At 71.2% G+C, this 14,055-nt stretch carries 13 protein-coding genes; 8 read left to right on the top strand and 5 right to left on the bottom strand.

Going from position 1 to position 14,055, the window contains the following annotated elements; genetic code table 11:
- Nucleotides 1-132 precede the first annotated feature (132 nt).
- Nucleotides 133-1,860 carry a right-handed parallel beta-helix repeat-containing protein gene (locus FL311_RS08800; RefSeq protein WP_141324488.1) on the top strand — a complete coding sequence of 576 codons (1,728 nt, stop codon included), beginning with the start codon at nt 133-135 and terminating at the stop codon, nt 1,858-1,860.
- 234 nt (nt 1,861-2,094) lie between these two features.
- Here FL311_RS08800 and FL311_RS08795 read toward each other — a convergent pair whose 3' ends face one another.
- Nucleotides 2,095-2,355 carry a hypothetical protein gene (locus tag FL311_RS08795; protein ID WP_141324487.1) on the bottom strand — a complete coding sequence of 87 codons (261 nt, stop codon included), beginning with the start codon at nt 2,353-2,355 and terminating at the stop codon, nt 2,095-2,097.
- A 180-nt stretch (nt 2,356-2,535) separates the two neighbouring features.
- Here FL311_RS08795 and FL311_RS08790 point away from each other — a divergent pair, with 180 nt between their 5' ends.
- Entirely contained in the window at nt 2,536-3,471 is a 936-nt protein-coding gene (locus FL311_RS08790; protein ID WP_141324486.1) for a LysR family transcriptional regulator, read from the top strand.
- A 27-nt stretch (nt 3,472-3,498) separates the two neighbouring features.
- Here FL311_RS08790 and FL311_RS08785 read toward each other — a convergent pair whose 3' ends face one another.
- Nucleotides 3,499-4,005 (bottom strand): SCO family protein, encoded by a 507-nt coding sequence (locus tag FL311_RS08785; RefSeq protein WP_141324485.1) that lies wholly within the window; start codon nt 4,003-4,005, stop codon nt 3,499-3,501.
- A 68-nt stretch (nt 4,006-4,073) separates the two neighbouring features.
- On the opposite strand from FL311_RS08785, the gene FL311_RS08780 reads away from it, so the two are divergent.
- Nucleotides 4,074-4,496, top strand: coding sequence for a FixH family protein (locus FL311_RS08780; protein WP_223751389.1), 423 nt, complete (start codon nt 4,074-4,076; stop codon nt 4,494-4,496).
- A 61-nt stretch (nt 4,497-4,557) separates the two neighbouring features.
- Here the strand turns inward: FL311_RS08780 and FL311_RS08775 are convergent, their stop codons facing one another.
- Complete coding sequence (locus FL311_RS08775) at nt 4,558-5,139, bottom strand: hypothetical protein (protein ID WP_141324484.1); 582 nt, start codon at nt 5,137-5,139, stop codon at nt 4,558-4,560.
- 99 nt (nt 5,140-5,238) lie between these two features.
- Here FL311_RS08775 and FL311_RS08770 point away from each other — a divergent pair, with 99 nt between their 5' ends.
- Together FL311_RS08770 and FL311_RS08765 are read left to right on the top strand one after the other, a co-directional pair.
- On the top strand, nt 5,239-6,288 hold the full coding sequence (locus FL311_RS08770) for a serine hydrolase (RefSeq protein WP_228556762.1): 1,050 nt from the start codon (nt 5,239-5,241) through the stop codon (nt 6,286-6,288).
- Between the two features lie 37 nt (nt 6,289-6,325).
- Nucleotides 6,326-7,264: a bestrophin family protein gene (locus FL311_RS08765; protein ID WP_305036142.1), complete on the top strand. Its 939-nt coding sequence runs from the start codon at nt 6,326-6,328 to the stop codon at nt 7,262-7,264.
- A gap of 4 nt (nt 7,265-7,268) precedes the next feature.
- Here the strand turns inward: FL311_RS08765 and FL311_RS08760 are convergent, their stop codons facing one another.
- Nucleotides 7,269-9,041, bottom strand: a complete 1,773-nt coding sequence (locus FL311_RS08760; protein WP_141324483.1) for a DUF6311 domain-containing protein — start codon at nt 9,039-9,041, stop codon at nt 7,269-7,271.
- Nucleotides 9,042-9,314: 273 nt separating this feature from the next.
- Nucleotides 9,315-10,478, bottom strand: a complete 1,164-nt coding sequence (locus FL311_RS08755) for a nitronate monooxygenase family protein (RefSeq protein WP_228556761.1) — start codon at nt 10,476-10,478, stop codon at nt 9,315-9,317.
- A gap of 119 nt (nt 10,479-10,597) precedes the next feature.
- Between FL311_RS08755 and FL311_RS08750 the strand changes: the two genes are divergently transcribed.
- The 3 genes from FL311_RS08750 (at nt 10,598) to FL311_RS08740 (ending at nt 13,985) form a co-directional block, all read left to right on the top strand.
- Nucleotides 10,598-11,158 carry a GNAT family N-acetyltransferase gene (locus FL311_RS08750; protein WP_141324482.1) on the top strand — a complete coding sequence of 187 codons (561 nt, stop codon included), beginning with the start codon at nt 10,598-10,600 and terminating at the stop codon, nt 11,156-11,158.
- A gap of 219 nt (nt 11,159-11,377) precedes the next feature.
- Nucleotides 11,378-12,148: a translation initiation factor IF-3 gene (gene infC, locus FL311_RS08745; RefSeq protein WP_141324504.1), complete on the top strand. Its 771-nt coding sequence runs from the start codon at nt 11,378-11,380 to the stop codon at nt 12,146-12,148.
- A 220-nt stretch (nt 12,149-12,368) separates the two neighbouring features.
- A complete protein-coding gene (locus tag FL311_RS08740) occupies nt 12,369-13,985 on the top strand; it encodes a sigma 54-interacting transcriptional regulator (RefSeq protein WP_141324481.1) in 1,617 nt (538 codons plus the stop codon).
- Nucleotides 13,986-14,055 lie beyond the last annotated feature (70 nt).

The following is a 14,055-nucleotide window of genomic DNA, read 5'->3' as shown; positions in this document are numbered from 1 at the left end:
AGGCAAACCCTCAATTTCGTTGAAGGTGTCACTGTGTGACAAGAGCTGACCCGCGGGTCCGCGTGCAGGTCGCGCGGACTCCGCGTGGAGTCGGGCTAGGCTGGTGGCCTCCTTCCCCTCAGGAGCCACCTCATGATTCGGAGTCTCTGGGCGCTGTGTCTCGTCGTCTGCCTCACGTCGGCCTGCTCCTCGGAGGACCCGCCCGAGGAGGGCCCCGACTCGCTGGGGGACGCGGGGACCGCGGATGGTGGGCTGACGCCGGACGGTGGCAACCCTCCCCCGGACGGCGGTGCGGGCAACCCGGATGGTGGCGGCGTCACCGAGGCCGCGTGCGAGCCGTTCGGCCGCTTCGGGCCGCCGGGCAACACCCTCACGCTGCCGGGGCCCAACGCCACCAACGGGGAGATGTACATCCCCAACGTGCAGACGCGTTACCCCGACGTGGACTGGAGCACGCTGGACCGGCTCTACATCCCCGCGGGCAACTACACGCTCATCAACCTGGGCAACCTGCCGCAGCGCCCGGCGAGCCGGCCGCTGGTCATCACCAACAAGGGCGGCCAGGTGGTCATCCGTCCCAAGGCGGGCAGCACCCAGGGCTACATCTGGTCCATGGGCGGCGGCTCGAACTGGGTGCTCACCGGCCGGTATGACCCGGACTCGGGCACGGGCCACGCGGACTTCCCGGGCCACCGCTGCGGCCAGTACGCCACGTCGCGCAACCGCTACGGCATCCTGAGCGATGGCATCTTCCTGAGTGAAGGCCACATGGGCGTGGGCATCGGGGACGCGCACAGCTTCGAGCTGGAGTACCTGGAAATCACCCGCTCGGGCTTCGCCGGCGTGCGCATCAACCGCGCGGCGAGCGGCGGGGTGGCGCCACCGCTCAATGACATCAAGCTGCACGACCTCTACATCCACGACACCGCCAGCGAGGCCATCTACTTCGGCTCCACGCAGGGCGCGCCCACGCCGCTCGCCACGAACCTCAAGGTCTACAACAACCGGCTGGTGCGCACCGGCAGCGAGGCGCTCCAGGTCCAGAGCCTGGGCGACGGGGCGCAGGTGCACCACAACGTCTTCGCCTTCGGGGCCATCGACTGGCGCGCCGTCTTCCAGCAGTACCAGGACAACAACTCCCAGGCCACGGTGCGCGCGGGCCGCATCCGCTTCCACCACAACGTCTTCGTGGGAGGCGCGGGCGCGCTGCTCAACTTCTTCGCCCAGCCCGAGTCGGGCGACGGGCCGCTCGACGTGGACTTCACCGACAACTACTTCGCGGACACGCTGTCTTTGGGCATCTGGTTCGGTGGCACCGTGGGGACGGGCTCGAGGTTCCTCTGGGAGCGCAACGCCTTCCGCGGGCTGGAGTTCGGCTACCAGAGCGTCTATCCGACCTCCTCGGACCCGGGCGTGGTGCTCAGCAGGGCGAACACCGTCACCTCGCCCATCACCTTCAAGGACAACCGCTGGGAGGGCGGCCGCCGGCTCATCGCGGGCCTCACGGGCGGCACCGGCACCGTGGGCACCGTGACGGCCACCGGCAACGTGAACGGCGCCGTCCCAGCGCTCACTTTCGTGAACACCGGTCTGCCGGCGGGGACCGCGACGCGCGCGCTGGAGATGTGGACGGACCGCGCCATCCGCGCCCCCAACTCACCGGAGGTGACGTACGCCGCGGGCGCGCTGGTGATGCACGACGGCCAGCTCTACCGGGCGCGCGCGCAGAACACCAACAAGGTGCCGCCCCAGAACGCCGCCCTCTGGGAGCTGCTGCCGCCTCCCGCCGATGACCTGCGCACCGCCCCCGGCACCGAGTGGCACACGAAGGGCGTGGGGCTCCTCGACGTCGCGCCGTGAGCACGGCGTGAGCCTTCCAGACGGTGTCTCCGGGCGCGGCCTTCGCGGCCACTCCGTCGCCCTCACGGACACGGTGGAGGGACAGGGCGAGGCCCTCGAGTACGCGCCGAACGGCTCGGGCTGCTTCACCATGAGCGAGTCGGGGATGCCGTTCCGGCTCGAGCGCGTCGCCCGTCAGTCGCGGGAGGGGTGCTCCCGGGAGCCGCCGCGGGCTCCCGGGAGCACACCGGTGGGTCAGGTGCTGGAGCCGTCACAGCCCCAGGCGGCGCCGTCGCAGCGAATCCAGTTGCTCCCGTAGTCGCACTCCCAGGCGCCGTTGCACCGGAGCACCGAGCCGTTCTCGCAGATGAGCTCCAGGAAGCACGGGCCGGGATAGGCCGAGGGGTCCTTCTGCTCGTGCTCCTGCTCCGAGGCGCCCGCGACGGCCGCCGGAGGAACCACCGCCGCCGCGAGTCCGACCACTGCGCCCAACGTCACCGCGAGCCACGTCTTCATGGGGACCGCCTTTTCGTGAAGGGGAGCCCAAAGGCTAACATCATCCGGTGACATGAGTTTCAGGGTGGCGGCTGTTCCAGCCTTGTCGACAGGCGATGGCTGGGGACACGGATGTTTTCATTCGGGTAAGAATCATGGGGTCCCCGGGACTCCCTCCCTGGACACTTCGAGGACGACGTCATGGACCAGCTCACCGCGATGCGGGTGTTCGCCCGGGTGGTCGAGGCCGGCACCTTCACCCGGGCCGCGGACACCTTGAAGATGCCCAAGCCCTCCGTGACGAAGCTGGTGCAGGGGTTGGAGGCGCACCTTCAAGTGAAGCTGCTCCAGCGCACCACGCGGCGGGTGACGGTGACGCCGGAGGGCGCGGCCTACTACGCGCGGACGTCCCGGCTGCTGGCGGACCTGGAGGACATCGAGGCGGACGTGTCGAGCGCGCGGACCCGGCCCCGGGGACGTCTGCGGGTGGATGCGGGCTCGTCGGTGTCCAACTTCCTGCTCATCCCCGCGCTGCCGTCGTTCCGGGAGAAGTTCCCGGACATCCAACTGGAGCTGGGGGTGGGGGACCGCTCGGTGGACCTGGTGGGGGACGGCGTGGACTGCGTGATTCGCGGCGGCGTGTTGCCGGACCCGGCCCTGGTCGGTCGGCGCATCGGTGAGCTGGACTTCGTGTCCTGCGCCACGCCGGGCTACCTGAAGCGAAGGGGGACTCCGACGCAGCCCACCGACTTGCAGGATGGCCACGACATCGTGAGCTACTTCTCCACGCGGACGGGGCGGGTGATTCCGTTGTCGTTCCTCCAGGGCGAGGAGCGGCTGGAGGTGCTGGGGCGCGCCAGCGTGGCGGTGAACGAGAGCACGGCGCATCTGACGGCGGTGCTTGCGGGGCTGGGCGTGACGCAGCTGCCGGAGTTCGTCGTGCGCCCGCATCTGGCGAGCGGCGCGCTGGTGCGGCTGTTGCCCGAGTGGCGATGCGAGCCGTTCCCGGTCTTCATCGTGTATCCGCAGAACCGGCACATGAACGCCAAGCTGCGCGCCTTCGTGGACTGGGCGGTGGAGCTGTTCGCGCCGTTCCGCGCGCGCGGTGAGGTCCGTCAGGCGGCCTCGGGACGGTGAGCGGGTGGCGTGAGGCGTAGCGGTCCGTCAGCGCGCGGCGTGGGCGAGGGCGGAGGCGTCCTCGAGGAGCTGCTCCAGCCCCTGGGGGTCCTCCGTCACGCGGTAGTAGCCGCGGAGCCGGCCCGCGGCGTCCACGAGGACGAAGTGCTCGCCGTGGAAGAGGGAGAGGAAGTCGTCCTCGTCGGCTTCCTCGGCACGGCCCATCATGACGCGGAAGCCCTTCAGGACGGTGGTCTCCACCTGTTCCAGGGGGCCCGTGACGAGGCTCCAGTTGGCGGTGTCGAGGGCGTGGTCCCGGGCGTAGGCAGCGAGCCGTTCAGGTGTGTCGTAGCGCGGGTCCACGCTGAAGGACACGAAGTGCACCGGGACGTCCTGCTCGCGGGCGCGTCGCTGGAGCCGGGCCATGCGCTCGGTGAGCAGGGGGCAGACGGTGGGGCAGCGGGTGAAGAAGAAGCCCACGACGACGACGCGGCGCTCCAGCTGGGCCTGCGTGAAGGCGCGGGACGCATGCCTGGTTGCGGCAACATGCCGCAAGGAGGCGGAGGATTCGTCTGGCTACAGTCACCATGGGGCGTGAAGACACGCGTCCATGGAGCGTCGACGTGAGGACATGGGTCGTGTGGATGATGCTGTCGGGAGCGCCGGCGTTCGCGACGCCGCGCGCGCAGGCCGAGGCGAGCACCGCGGAGTCCGTGGTGGGGATGACGCAGAGTGCCTCGGGACGGTGGCACGTGAAGGTGCTGTCCACGGCGACGCCGCTGAAACGCGGGCCACAGCGCTTCACCGTTCGCGTCTCGGATGCGGCGAACGGGAAGCTCGCTCAGGGACTGGAGCTGCGCGTGCAGCCGTGGATGCCGTCCATGGGACATGGCATCGATGAGGCCCCGCGCGTCACGTCGCGCTCGGATGGCGTGTTCGAGGTCTCGGAACTCGACCTGTTCATGCCGGGGACGTGGGAGCTGCGCTTCACGCTCGCGGGTCGGGAGCAGGACACCGCGAGCGTGACGCTCAAGCTGGGCAGATGAGGTGCGCGTGAGGACCGTGCCCGGGTTGGGCGAGGTCTGAGACGTCCGCGAGGGAAGCGGCTCAGGTGCTCGCCTTCTTCTTCGCCGGGGGCTTCCTGGCGCCTGCCTTCTGTTTCGAGGTCGCCTTGGTGCCGGTCTTCTTCGACGCCACTTTGCGCGCGCTGGCCTTCTTCGCCGGGGTCTTCCTGACGCCTGTCTTCTGCTTCGAGGCCGCCTTGGCGCCAGTCTTCTTCGGCGCCGACTTCTTCGCGGGCGTCGTCTCCAGGCCGCTCAGCGCCTTCTTCCACTGTTGGATGTACTCGGCGCGCGACGCCGCGTCGGGGAGCCCTTCCATGTGCAACGCGACGGTGTGCCCTCGCGCGGCCGGGAGGACGCGGAGCTGCGCGGTCCTCGGTCGCGGCCAGTCCGCGCGCGTCAGGCGGATGCGCAGCAGGGCCGGCGCACGCACCCGGACCGCCAGGACCTCCGTCCCATCCTTCAGCGTCGTCCGCTCACCCTCCTTCAACGCCGCGCGCGGCGAGGAGAGCCACCGCCCCAGGCCCGAGCCCTCGGCCCAGTTCCTCCAGGCGTCCTCGGCGCTCATGTCCATCGTGTGGCGAGCCCCTGCCGCATACGTTCCATCCGCCGCGAGACCTGCGAGCATTCTCCATCTCCTTTGCCGCCCACGATGGACAGGCGCGCACGTCCGGGCAACCGGGAAGTGACGCTGCGGACCCCCGCGGCCTTGGTGTAGAGGAGCCTGGTGACCCCACCCCCGTCCATCGCCGTCGACTTCATCGAGGAGGAGACCCGCCGCTATGTGCGGAGCTACCGCTCGGCAGCGCTGTGCGCCGGCGTCACCTGGCGCGGTGAGTGGCATGTCCAGACCTACCGGAAGCAGGGCAACGCTCCCGCCTACGAGGCGCTCTTCGGCCTGGGCGGCCTCACGCAGGTCTTCACCGGCGCGCTGCTCGCCCTGCTCGTGGACAAGGGCCAGGCGCGGCTGGACATGACGCTCGGCGAGGTGATTCCCCGCGCGCTGCTTCCCGACGCCGACGCGGGGCGCATCACCCTGGAGCAGCTGGCCACCCACACCTCCGGGATGCCCCACCTGCCGCCCAACCTGGACGCGCCCGAGTCGCGACCGGAGGACCCGTTCGGTCACTACTCCGCCCAGCGTTTCGGCGACTTCCTGCGCGGCTACTACCCGACCGCTCCCCCCCCGCGCCCCTTCTCCGAGTCCCTGCTCGGCATGGGCGTGCTGGGACATGCGCTCTCACGCCGCGCGGGCGTCAACTACGGGCACGCGCTCCGCGACTGGCTCTTCAAGCCGCTGAAGATGAGCGACACCTCGACGCGCGTGACGGAGGAGCTGGCGCCCAGGCTCCTCCCAGGTCACACCGCGAGGGGCCGCCCCGTGCCCGGATGGACCTTCCCCGCGCTCCCCGGCGCGGGCGCGCTCCACTCCACCGTGCTCGACCAACTGCGCTTCCTCGACGCGTGCCTCGGTCGCGAGGACGCGGGCCTGGCGCGTGCGCTCGCGATGACCTGGGTTCCCCGCGCGGAGGCGGGCAAGGTGCGCATGGGGCTGGGCTGGTCGCTCTCCCAGGTGAGGGGCCACACCGTGGCGTGGTGCTCGTCGGTGATGGGGGGCTATGTGGGCTTCATCGGCCTGGTGCCCACGGCGGCCACGGGCGTGGTGCTCCTGGCGGACCACGGGTGGTCGCTGTTCGCCGCACTCCGGGGACGCGTGCCCCTGGAGGGGCCGGGGTTCGCGCTCCTCTCCCGCCTCATCGCACAGCCGCCGGAGTAGTTGGCGCGACACCCCTTCCGAAAAAGGTTGCGGCCTCATGACGAGGGCGTGGCAGGTTACGCCCACCGACACCATGGTTGAGTACGACCCGCATCGTTGGTGGAGTTACTTCCACTACCTCAAGGGCTCGATGGTCCGCGAAATCGTGGCCCGAGTCATGGTCTGCGTCCTGTGGTCCCTGGGCGTCGCCCTCTTCCACACCCACGTCCGCTCGGTGAGCATCCCCGCCACGGTGCACACCCTGGCCGGAATCTCGCTGAGCCTCCTGCTCGTCTTCCGCACCAACTCCTCCTACGACCGCTTCTGGGAGGGCCGGAAGCTCTGGGGCGGCATTGTCAACGAGACGCGCAACCTGGCGCGCGCCTCGGGCGTCTTCCTCCAGTCCCAGCCCGTCCTCTACACCGCGATTCTGAGGTGGACCGCGGCCTTCCCCTTCGCCTCCGCGTCGTCGCTGCGAGGCAAGGCGTCGCTGGGCCCGCTGGCGCAGGAGCTCCCCGCGGATGAGGTGGCCCAGGTGATGGGCGCCCAGCACGTGCCCTTCGCGGTGACTCGCAAGCTGAGCTCGCTGCTCGACGCCGGCCGCCGCGAGGGGCGCTATTCCGAGTACGTGCAGATGCAGCTGGACCAGAACGTCCAGCTCCTCCTCGACTACCTGGGCGGCTGTGAGCGCATCCGCAAGACGCCCATCCCCTTCGCGTACGTCATGCACCTGCGCCGCGCGCTGCTCGTGTATTGCTACACGCTGCCCTTCGCCCTGCTGGACGCGCTGGGCGGGCTGACGGTGCTGGCCACGTTCATCGTCGCGTACGTGTTCTTCGGCATCGAGGAGATTGGCGTCGAGATCGAGGACCCCTTCGGCCACGACGACAACGACCTGCCACTGGACCTCATCTGCTCCACCATCTACGCCAACCTGACGGCCATCATCCCCGCGCAGCCGCAGCCGCAGCCGACGCAGCCGCCTCCGACGACGTGAGCCCTCAGCGGCCCGTCACGGGCGCCGCGTCCGAGGGCGCGTCGTGGACACACAGCCAGAGGCCATCCTCGGGCGTGCAGCGAGTGCCCGGGATTCGCTGGAGCTGGGCCGCGCGCGCGGGGATGGACAGGTAGACGGTGCGCGAGTCCAACCGGCCCGCCGCGATGTCCGCGTCCAGGCCCAGGCAGTACTCCTGGGCGCGAGCGTCGTCGAGCCGTGTCACATAGCCGCTGTTGAAGGTGAGGCCCAGCAGGTACGCGCGGTAGGCCCAGCGGTGGTAGTCCATGGGGCCCGCGCGGCAGCCACGGCCGGAGCTGTCATGCATCTGCGGTGGGTAGAGGACCAGGTGCTCGCGTCCCTTCGACGCCGCGGTGAGCGCGGGAGAGGGGGGCGTGCCCCAGCGGCCCGCGCCCTGGTTCGCCTGTCGCCCGTCGCCCAGGTTGAGGTCCATCACCTGGAGGCCGAGCAGCAGGCCCGCGAGCAGGGTGGCGCGCGCGGCGCTCAGCCTCCTGGCGAGGACCAGCGCTCCGCCCAGGAGCACCAGGTAGTAGAGCGGCCAGATGAAGCGTCCCGAGGAGCGGAACGCCTCGACCCATGGCAGCACGGGCCGATAGAGCGCGGACAGGTCGGCGACGTCCTTGCCCAGGAAGGTCACCCGCGAGGATAGGGCGAAGAAGGCGAGCCCCACGGACAAGACGCTCACGGGGAGCCAGCGTCGCCACAGCGCGAGGTGCGGCGTGGGCTGGCGCGCGAGCAGGACGGCCGCGAGCAGGGCCCCGAGCAGCCCTCCGGCGCCGAGGTAGCCGAACCCCTCGTACTGTCCCCCGAGCCGGGGCAGCAAGGGCAGCAGGCGCGACCAGTTGTAGTGGTGGCCGTGCGGGTTGAAGAGCGTGTTGAGGTCCGCGGAGAACTCGCCGAAGCCGCCCGCGCCCACGGGAGTTCGGGTGCCCAGGTAGCCGAACACGAAGAAGAGCCCCAGCATGGCCGCGACACACGCCACGGCCGCGAGCAGCGGCACCTTCACGGGCAGCTGTCGCTCCAGCGCGGTGCGCACGCAGAGGGAGATGGCGAGCGGCAGCGTCATCACCGCGATGACGGGGTGGATGCCCGCGGTAAACACGCAGAGCGCCAGCGCGAGCCAGAGGGCCTGGCGTGCCGCGCGCGCGTCTGGCTGGGGGATGAGGTGCAACCCCACGAGCAGGACCAGGGGCCAGTGGGTGCAGAGCGCGACGTGCGACAGGGCCATCCGCGACAGCAGCGTGGGGGACAGCACCAGCAGCGCGCCGACACACGCCTGCTGTTGCTTGGTGGCGCCCAGACGCTGGGCGACCCAGGCCGCGGCCGCGCCCTGCAGCATGAGACACAGGCACAGCCACGGGCCGACGTACTGGAAGGTCGTGGGCAGCAGCGGGGAGAGGGGCCGCAGCAGCAGTCCCACCCAGGGCATCGAGTCCGTGTACCCGAGCGAGGTCCCCAGCGGATGGATGTAATTGGGGGTCGACCCCAGCGGGAAGCCCAGCGGGGCCTGCCGGAAGTAGAGCCACCCCATCAGGTGCTGGCTGAAGTCGTCGCGGATGAGCCAGCCGATTCTCCCAGGCTGGAGCGCTCCGGCGCCGAGGGTCGCCAGGAACGTGAGCAGCCCCGCGAGCGCTGCGAGGAGTGGTCCCTGCTGCTCGTCGCACCACCGGACGAAGGGGTGTCGGCGCGACGTCCCCGGGGGAGGGGACGCCGGGGCTGCGGGAGACAGGGCGGTGCTGGAGTCACTCGCGTCCGACATGGGCGGTGCTTGAGCACGGGACTTCCCGCCCCGTCAAGGCGGGGCGGGCAGCGGAGCGCTCCACCTCGGGCGCTGTCGTCGTGACGAGGCTTGAAGGCCCGTCGTCTGGCTCGGGCGCTGTCGTCGTGACGAGGCTTGAAGGCCCGTCGTCTGGCTCGGGCGCTGTCGTCGTGACGAGGCTCAAAGCCCGTCTTTCGGCTCGGGCGCTGTTGCCGTGACGCGGCTCAAGGCCCGTCGTCCGGCGCGGGCGACGGAGGCGTGAGCGCCCGGCCTCTACAGTCCCGCGAGCCGACCCAGCACACGCGTGGTGTCCTTCTCGAGGAAGTCGACCAGCGCCGCCGCGCGCGTGTGCCGGATGAGGGGCGCGTTCTGTCCCGCCCACAGCGACAACAGGTCCTCGCGTCCTTGCCGGGCCGCCGCCTGGCGCAGTGGCTGGGTGAGCCAGTTCTGGATGGGGTAGGGCGGCACCTCCCGCTCGTGCGACATCATCTCCCGCAGGAAGCGGTTCTTGATGCCGCGCGCGTAGCGTCCGGAGAACACGCGCGTGAGCACCGTGCCCCGAGCGGACTCCTGGCGCAGCGCCTGCCGGTAGGCGTCGCTCGCGTTGGACTCCTCGCACGCGAGGAAGGCCGTGCCCACCTGCACGCCCTCGGCCCCCAGCGCCAGCGCCGTGGCCACCGTGCGCCCATCCGCGATGCCACCCGAGGCGATGAGCGGCGTCTTCACCCGGTCCGCCAGCTGGGGCACCAGCGCCGTTGTCGCCGGGGACTCCTCCGCCGGCCGGAGGAACGAGGCCCGGTGGCCTCCCGCCTCACTGCCCGAGGCGACGATGAGGTCCACCCCCGCCGCCTCCAGCGCCAGCCCCTCGTCCACGTTCGTCGCCGTGCCCGCCGTGAGGATGCCCGCCGCCCGGCACGCCTCCAGCACCCGCGCCGAGGGGATGCCGAAGATGAAGCTGAACACCGGCGGCTTGAGCGCGAGCACCGCCTCCACTTGCGCCTCGTAGTCCTGGGAGAACGCGCTCGGGTACGTGGGCTGCGCCAGCCCCAGCTCGTCGTACCAGGGCTTCAGCCGCTCGACGGCCGCCTGGAACTGCGCGGGCGTCGGGCGCAGCGCCTTCTCTCCCTCCAGCGGCACCCACAGGTTGATGGCGAACGGGCGCGAGGTGAGCCCCCGCAGCTCGCGGACGGTGGCCTCGATGTTCTCGGCGCTCAGGTGATGGGCGCCGAACGAGCCGAGCCCCCCCGCCTCGGACACGGCCGCCGCCAGCCGCGTCGAGGACATCCCTCCGCCAAACGGCCCCTGCACCAGGGGGAGCCGGGTCCCCAGCTTCCGTGCCACGCGCGTGTCGGTCCACATGGAAAAGCCCTCGTCGTCGTTCCAGGTGCCCTGTCGTAGCGAGGCGCCCCCGCCCTGTCCGGGCAGACGGCCCGCCATGCCCCCTTTCCGATAAAGGCGCGAAGAAGCCCGCCTTGTGGGAGCAGGCCGCCACGGCGCTTGCCCCGGTGGGGGGCGGGTGCCACCCTCCCGCGCCTTGGCTCTTCGCGAGGGACCCCATGCAAGCACCCGGACCGAGGATTGAAACCGCGCGCCTCATCCTGCGCCCCACGGCGCTCGAGGACTTCGAGGGCTTCGTCGCCCTGATGTCCGACCCGGACTCGGCGCGGCACATCGGCGGGGTGCAGCCACGCTCCGTCGTCTGGCGCGGCATGTGCGGGATGGCCGGCGGCTGGGCCCTCCAGGGCTTCTCCATGTTCTCCGTCCTGGAGCGCTCCACGGGCCGGTGGATTGGCCGGGTGGGGCCCTGGTGCCCGGAGGGCTGGCCCGGCACCGAGGTCGGCTGGTCCCTGCTGAAGGAGACGTGGGGCCGTGGCTACGCCACCGAGGCCGCCAGCGCCGCCATGGACTGGGCGGTGGACCACCTGGGCTGGACGGACATCATCCACTCCATCGCTCCGGAGAACGCCCCCTCCCAGCAGGTGGCGCACCGGCTGGGCTCGCGCCTGAGGGGGCCCGGCAGACTCCCCGCCCCCTTCGAGGCCGCCACGGTGGAGCTGTGGGGGCAGACCCGCGAGGAGTGGCGGGCCCACCGCCGCGCGGCTCCGTCCATTGGCTGACCCCACGCGTGGGATTCCAGGGCACGACGGGGGCCCTGGTGTTATGTCCGCCGGTGGGCTAGTCCTCGCCCCGGGGGCGTGTTCACCCCGCCAGCTCCCTTTCTCACCGGGCAAGGGAGCGATTAGATTCGAGGTTCGGTTCACCCGAGCCATGCCGTAACTTCGCGACCTGCCACACCCTTGGGTAGCAGGTCCTACACCCCTTCGAAGGAGCGCAACATTCTTCGTGATCAGAGAAGCAGCCGCGGCCAGAGCCGCGACCAGAGGACCAACCGCCGCATCCGCGCCCGCGAAGTCCGTGTCATCGGCTCGGGTGGCGAGCAGCTCGGCGTCATGCCGCTCGAGGCCGCGCTCGAGAAGTCGCGCTCCGAGGGTCTGGACCTCGTCGAGATCAGCCCGATGGCTTCGCCGCCAGTCTGCAAGATCATGGACTACGGCAAGTTCAAGTACGAGGAGAAGAAGAAGGCCTCGGAAGCCAAGCGCGCCCAGGTCGTGGTCCACCTGAAGGAAGTGAAGCTCCGTCCGAAGACGGAGGACCACGACTACGACTTCAAGGTCCGCAACACGCGCCGCTTCATCGAAGAGGGCGACAAGGCGAAGGTCGTCATCCAGTTCCGCGGGCGTGAAATCACGCACAAGGAGCAGGGCACCGCCATCCTCGACGACGTGGCGAAGGACCTGAAGGATGTCGCCGTGGTGGAGCAGCCGCCGCGGATGGAAGGGCGCTTGATGTTCATGATTCTGGCGCCCAACCCGAAGGTGGCCCAGCGCGCCCGCGAGCAGGTCCGCGCCGCCGCGGCCGAGGCCAAGCGCGGCCCGCCGCCCGGTGAGAAGGCCGCCGCGGAGAAGCCTTCCGCGGAGAAGCCCGCCGCGGAGAAGCCTTCCGCCGAGAAGCCCGCCGCCGAGAAGCCCGCCGCGGCGAGCACCAGCACCACCACCGAGGAGAACGCGTCCGCACCCGCGTCCACCCCGGCGGGCACCACCCCCTGAAGCAGACGCCCCGCACGCGGTGGATGACCTCCACCGCGTAGGGGAGACGCTCCCGGGCCGCGCCGGCCCTCTTCCAGCCTCCCTGGAATGAGGTGGCGCGGCGGGAGGCCTGAGGCGGACAGGCGCCGGGTTGTCCGGTGAAAGCGGTCCAGGCGAACAACCCCTGTCGAGCCGGTGTAGGCTGATAGGTTGGAAGCGCCTGTAAACCGAACTCAGCCCCATGCAGCAGAAGCTCGCCGCCGACATGTCGACGACCGCCGTGCAGACGAAAGGCCCACCCGCGACGGCCCCGCGGAGTGTGCCAGCGCTGACTGTCGTGTCTCATCCCCACCCCCAGCGCATCGGAGAGCAGCTCCTCTTGGAGGTGCTCGCCAGCGTGGGCCGGACGGCGGCCTTGTCGCGCAACGCCCCGGACTTCTCGCGGCCCGGGGGGCTGCTGGCGCTGCCGTTGGGAGACCCCTTCCTGAGCCGGACGCCGGTGCTCTTCGAGCCCGCGGCCCAGGGGGGCCTGCGCCTGCGCGTGCCGGAGGATGGCACCCAGGTGTGCGTGGCCGGCGAGTCGGTGGCCGGGGGCCGGGAGTTCACCCGGGAGGAGCTGGTGGCCGGGGTGCCGCTGGTGCTCGCCGAGCGCGTGGTGCTGCTGCTGCACCTGGCGTCCACGGCGGCCCCGTCGGTCCACCGGGATTTGGGGCTGGTGGGGCAGAGCCAGTCCATCCAGCAGCTTCGCGACGACATCCTGCGGGTGGCGGACCTGGCGGTGCCGGTGCTCATCCGCGGCGAGACGGGCACGGGCAAGGAGCTGGTGGCGCGCGCCATCCACGAGCAGGGGCCGCGCCGCTCGGGGCCGTTCGTCAGCGTGAACCTGGGCGCGCTCTCCAAGGAGCTGGTGGCCTCGGAGCTGTTCGGCGCGCAGCGCGGCGCGTACACGGGCGCCAGCCGAGACCGGGACGGCTTCTTCCGCGCGGCGCATGGCGGCACGCTGTTCCTGGACGAGGTGGGCGAGGCGCCCGCCGAGGTGCAGGCCGCGCTCCTGCGCGTGCTGGAGACGGGCGAGGTGTACCCGGTGGGCGGGCACACGCCGGTGCCGGTGGACGTGCGGCTGGTGGCCGCCACGGACTCCAACCTGGAGGCGCGCATCGAGGAGCGGCTGTTCAAGGCGCCGCTGCTCCACCGGCTGGCGGGCTTCGAGCTGCGCGTGCCTGCCTTGCGCGAGCGGCGCGAGGACATCGGCCCGCTGTTCCTCCACTTCGCCCGGCAGGAGCTGGAGACGACGGGCGAGGGCTGGCGGCTGTCGCCCACGGACCCGCGCGCGGCGCCCTGGCTGCCCGCGTCCGTCGCGGTGCGGCTCTTGCGCTACGCGTGGCCCGGCAACGTGCGGCAGTTGCGCAACGTCACCCGGCAGCTCGTCATCGGCAGCCGCGGCCTGCCTGGCCTGCGCGTGGACTCGCGGCTGGAGCAGACGCTGGACGCCGAGTCGCTGCCGGTGCCCGGGCGGGTGCTGGCCCCGGCCGGCGCGGGTGTCCCCGAGGCGGGGGAGGCGAAGTCCTCGCGCCGCAAGCCCTCGGAGGTGGGGGAGGACGAGCTGCTCGAGGCGCTGCGCGCGTGCTCGTGGGACCTCAAGGCCACCGCGGACTTCCTCGGCATCCCCCGCCCGTCCGTCTACGTGCTCATCGACAAGAGCTCGCTCATCCGCACCGCGCGGGACTTGAGCCCGGAGGAGATCACCCGCTGCTTCCAGGAGTGCGCGGGGGACCTGGACAAGATGGTGCAGCGGCTGGAGGTCTCCCGCCGCGCGCTCCAGCGCCGCGTGCGCGAGCTGGGCCTGTCGGACGCGTAATCACCCCGGACACGTCAGTCCCCGGGGGTGACACGTCGTTGACGTGTCCGCGTGCGCGCGCCGTGCGCGG

It is taken from the genome of Myxococcus sp. AB025B (assembly GCF_006518215.1).
Lineage (GTDB): Bacteria > Myxococcota > Myxococcia > Myxococcales > Myxococcaceae > Myxococcus > Myxococcus fulvus.
This window is presented reverse-complemented; position numbering and strand designations above follow the sequence as displayed.

What these genes read in the sequence shown, in the direction of transcription:
- FL311_RS08775 (WP_141324484.1), bottom strand. Translation starts at nt 5,139, where the DNA reads ATGCTCGCAGGTCTCGCGGCGGATGGAACGTATGCGGCAGGGGCTCGC.
- FL311_RS08765 (WP_305036142.1), top strand. Translation starts at nt 6,326, where the DNA reads ATGACGAGGGCGTGGCAGGTTACGCCCACCGACACCATGGTTGAGTAC.
- FL311_RS08740 (WP_141324481.1), top strand. Translation starts at nt 12,369, where the DNA reads ATGCAGCAGAAGCTCGCCGCCGACATGTCGACGACCGCCGTGCAGACG.
- FL311_RS08760 (WP_141324483.1), bottom strand. Translation starts at nt 9,041, where the DNA reads ATGTCGGACGCGAGTGACTCCAGCACCGCCCTGTCTCCCGCAGCCCCG.
- FL311_RS08750 (WP_141324482.1), top strand. Translation starts at nt 10,598, where the DNA reads ATGCAAGCACCCGGACCGAGGATTGAAACCGCGCGCCTCATCCTGCGC.
- FL311_RS08755 (WP_228556761.1), bottom strand. Translation starts at nt 10,478, where the DNA reads ATGGCGGGCCGTCTGCCCGGACAGGGCGGGGGCGCCTCGCTACGACAG.
- FL311_RS08790 (WP_141324486.1), top strand. Translation starts at nt 2,536, where the DNA reads ATGGACCAGCTCACCGCGATGCGGGTGTTCGCCCGGGTGGTCGAGGCC.
- FL311_RS08800 (WP_141324488.1), top strand. Translation starts at nt 133, where the DNA reads ATGATTCGGAGTCTCTGGGCGCTGTGTCTCGTCGTCTGCCTCACGTCG.
- FL311_RS08795 (WP_141324487.1), bottom strand. Translation starts at nt 2,355, where the DNA reads ATGAAGACGTGGCTCGCGGTGACGTTGGGCGCAGTGGTCGGACTCGCG.